The sequence below is a fragment of the Xanthomonas sp. SHU 199 genome, assembly GCF_000364665.1.
Taxonomy (GTDB): domain Bacteria; phylum Pseudomonadota; class Gammaproteobacteria; order Xanthomonadales; family Xanthomonadaceae; genus Xanthomonas_A; species Xanthomonas_A sontii.
Genome location: NZ_AQOI01000574.1, coordinates 1 through 3,651 on the forward strand (window position 1 = coordinate 1; position 3,651 = coordinate 3,651).

Genomic DNA, 3,651 nt, shown 5'->3' on the forward strand with positions numbered 1-3,651 from the left:
GCCGCCTCCGGCTGCGCGCGCAGCCGCGCCAGCAAGGCCTCGCTGTCGCGCGGCGCCGACAGCACCACCATCACCCCGCGCTCGGCGGCGGCGATCGCGCGCAGCGCATCGCTGGCGGCCACGCCGAAGTCGTCGCGGCGCCAGTGCAGCAGGTCGGCCAGCGGGTTCTCCACCTGCACCCGCACCAGGGTCGGGGTGTCGGCGTCCGGGGTGCCGCGAACCAGGGCGAAGTGCAGGTCGTGGGCGATGCGGTCGCGGTAGGTGACCAGGGTGAAGCCGCCGAACTCGGTCTCGATCGGCCGCTCGTCGATGCGTTCGACGGTGTGCTCGGTGGCCAGGCGGTAGGCGATCAAGTCGGCGATCGAGCCCATCTTCAGCCCGTGGGTGCGGGCGAACGCTTCCAGTTGCGGACGCCGCGCCATGCTGCCGTCGGGATTGAGCACTTCCACCAGCACGCCGGCCGGCTCCAGCCCCGCCAGCATCGGCAGGTCGCTGGCGGCCTCGGTGTGGCCGGCACGGGTCAGCACCCCGCCCGGCTGGGCGATCAGCGGGAAGATGTGGCCGGGCTGGCTGAGGTCGTGCGGCTTGGCATCCGGCTTGACCGCGGTGCGCACGGTGTGGGCGCGGTCGTAGGCGGAGATGCCGGTGGTGACGCCCTCGGCGGCCTCGATGCTGACGGTGAAGTTGGTATGGAACTGCGCGGTATTGCGCTGGACCATCGGCGCCAGGCCCAGCTGCGCGCAGCGCTCGCGGGTCAGCGACAGGCACACCAGGCCGCGCGCGTGGGTGACCATGAAATTGATGTCCGAGGGCTTGACCAGCTCGGCGGCCATGATCAGGTCGCCCTCGTTCTCGCGGTCCTCGTCGTCGACGATGACCACCATGCGGCCGGCGCGGAGTTCTTCCAGCAGCTCGGGAACGGAGGCGAAATTCAGGCTCGGGGTAACGGAAGGCGACATGCGGGGACTCGCGGAAAGACGGAAGGTGCCGCGCGCGCCGCAGGCAGCGGCGCAGCGTGGCGGAGAGGCAGAAGGCCGGACGCGGCCAGGATCAGTCCTGGCGGCCCTGCAACAGGCGTTCGACGTAGCGCGCGACCAAGTCGATCTCCAGGTTCACCGCCGCGCCGACGGCGGTCTGCGCGAACGCGGTGTGCGCGACGGTGTGCGGAATCAGCGCGACCTCGAAGCCTTCGGCGTCGACTTCATTGACGGTGAGGCTGACCCCGTCCACGCAGATCGAGCCCTTCTTGGCGATGTAGCGCAGCAGCGACGCCGGCGCGGCGAAACGCCAGCGCTGCGCGCGCGCATCGTCGTGAATCGACAGCACCTCGCCGAGGCCGTCGACATGGCCGCTGACCAGGTGCCCGCCGAGGCGGTCGCTGGGGCGCATCGCCCGCTCCAGGTTCAGTATTGCGCCCTCGGCCAGGCGGCCGAGCGTGGTCAGCGCCAGGGTCTCGGTGGAGGCGTCGGCCTGGAACGAGGCCGCGTCGAAGGCGACCACGGTCAAGCACACGCCGTTGACCGCGATGCTCTCGCCCAGGCGCACGTCGGCGAACGGCAGGCTGCCGGTGGCGAAGGTGAAGCGGAGATCGCCGCCCTGCGGCTGGCGTGCGGCGAGATGGCCGACGCCTTCGATGATTCCGGTGAACATAGCTACGTTTCTCGCAATGGGGTGAGCGAAAAACGCCACAAGGCAAACAGGCACGCGCACAGCCGCAAGGCTGCGCGAAGGCCGTCTTCTTTCATCCGGACTATACCGTCGGCTCCGGCATCGCACCGGATCTGCTGACCTTCCCGATTCGGCGCGTCGCACCTGCGCCGGGAAGCGCTCGCGGGCTCGTGCGCGAACGCACCTACCGCCGGTGGGGAATCGCACCCCGCCCTGAAGACGTTTGTGGTCGCCGGCGAACCGGCACGCGCATTCTAGCAGGCGCGGTCAGGCGAGCCCGATCCGCACTGTCGATCATCACAGGACACTGCATCACGCAGCGTGTCTGCTCCCAATACAGTAATGTGAAATATTTGTTAATATGCATAAGGCGACAGAGACGTCGCCCGTGTCCGCCCTGCAACGGGGCACTGACACTGCCATTTATTCGGAGAGCACCACCCATGCGCAACACCCTGATCCTGGCTGCCCTGTTGGCGGCCGCACCCTTTGCTGCGTCGGCCGAGGGCCTGAGCTACACCTATGTCGAAGCCGGCTACTCGCGCCTTGACCCGAAATCGGACGCTCTCGATGGTGCCTATGTGCGCGGCTCCGTCGCCATTGCGCCCCAGGTTTTCGTGTTCGGCGGCTACACCCGCGTTACCGACACCCGGTACTACTCGATCTTCGACAACGGCAGCCACGACCTGACCGAAAAGTACATCGCCAGCGATTCGGAGATCGGCATCGGCTACCACATGGAATTCACCGAGAAACTGGACTTCGTCGCCGATGCGGCCTTCCAGCGCAGCCAGCTCGAACTCAAGTCGAATTTCCTCGGCGACCGCTCTACGACCAAGGATCATGCCAACATCGGACAGGTCACTGCCGGCGTTCGCGGCAAGCCGTCGGCACGCACCGAAGCCTGGATCAAGGGCGGCTACTTCGACGGCAACGCGATGAAGCAGGGCAAGTTCGTCGGTGTACTTGGCGGCCAGGTCAACGTCACCCGGACTTGGGGTCTGGTGACCGAGTTCCGGCTCGTCGAGCACAGCAACCAGGGCTGGCTGGGCGTGCGCGCGAGCTTCTGAGCGCGAAACAGCTCCATCAAGAAAGGTCCCGAGCGGGACCTTTTTTTTTTCGCTCGACTACCGGTAATACATCGTCGTCGATCGTAGGGAACGGTAGGCCACCGTGGCCGGCGCCGTCCTTGTCAGGCATCCATAGCCGCCGGCCGCAACAGCAGGCGCAGGTCGTCGCCGAGCTGGCGCACGTCCTGCAATTGCAGCGGTACCCGCTGCGCCATGGTATCGATGCCGAGCCCGGCCAGCAGCGGACGCGCGGTATCGCCCAGCAGCAGCGGCGCCATGTACACCAGCACCTCGTCGACCAGGCCGGCGCGCAGCAGTGCACCGCCCAACGTCGCCCCGGCCTCGACCTGGACCTCGTTGATGCCGCGCTCGCCGAGCAGGCGCAGCGCCGCGTGCAGGTCGCAGCGGCCGTCGTGCAGCGGCACCGCGGCGAACGCGGCGTGAGCCAGCGCCGGCGGCACGCAGTCCGGCGCATGCAGGTACAGGGCCGGCGCACTGCCGTCGCGGACCTTGGCCTGCGCCAGGCTGCGCAGTCGCGCGTCCAGCACCACGCGCAGCGGCGGCTCCACTTCGGTCGCCGCCTCCAGGCGCACGGTCAGTGCCGGGTCGTCGGCCAGCACGGTGCCGGCGCCGGTGAGGATGGCGCCGGCGCGGGCGCGCCAGTGCTGCACGTCCTGGCGCGCCGCCGCGCCGGTGATCCATTTCGATTCGCCGCTGGCCAGCGCGGTGCGTCCGTCCAGGCTGGCACCGAGCTTGATCCGCAACCAAGGCCGGCCGCGCTCCACCCGCGACAGGAAACCGCGATTGAGCGCGCGCGCCTGCGTGTCCATCAGGCCCGCCTGCACCGCGATGCCAGCCTCTCGCAGCAGCGCGAAGCCGCCGCCGTTGACCTGCGGGAACGGGTCGGCCATCG

At 68.7% G+C, this 3,651-nt stretch carries 4 protein-coding genes and 1 riboswitch; of the genes, 1 reads left to right on the forward strand and 3 read right to left on the reverse strand.

Annotated elements, in window-relative coordinates:
- Together ribB and D183_RS0116955 are read right to left on the reverse strand one after the other, a co-directional pair.
- A partial coding sequence (gene ribB, locus D183_RS0116950) for a 3,4-dihydroxy-2-butanone-4-phosphate synthase (RefSeq protein WP_039728288.1) occupies positions 1-935 on the reverse strand: 935 nt, incomplete at its 3' end.
- Between the two features lie 115 nt (positions 936-1,050).
- Positions 1,051-1,650 carry a riboflavin synthase gene (locus tag D183_RS0116955; protein ID WP_017910049.1) on the reverse strand — a complete coding sequence of 200 codons (600 nt, stop codon included), beginning with the start codon at positions 1,648-1,650 and terminating at the stop codon, positions 1,051-1,053.
- 79 nt (positions 1,651-1,729) lie between these two features.
- A riboswitch (FMN riboswitch) is annotated at positions 1,730-1,893 on the reverse strand.
- Between the two features lie 218 nt (positions 1,894-2,111).
- Here D183_RS0116955 and D183_RS0116960 point away from each other — a divergent pair.
- On the forward strand, positions 2,112-2,738 hold the full coding sequence (locus D183_RS0116960) for a hypothetical protein (protein ID WP_017910050.1): 627 nt from the start codon (positions 2,112-2,114) through the stop codon (positions 2,736-2,738).
- Between the two features lie 122 nt (positions 2,739-2,860).
- Here D183_RS0116960 and ribD read toward each other — a convergent pair.
- On the reverse strand, positions 2,861-3,651 hold a 791-nt coding region (gene ribD / locus D183_RS0116965; RefSeq protein WP_017910051.1), incomplete at its 5' end, for a bifunctional diaminohydroxyphosphoribosylaminopyrimidine deaminase/5-amino-6-(5-phosphoribosylamino)uracil reductase RibD.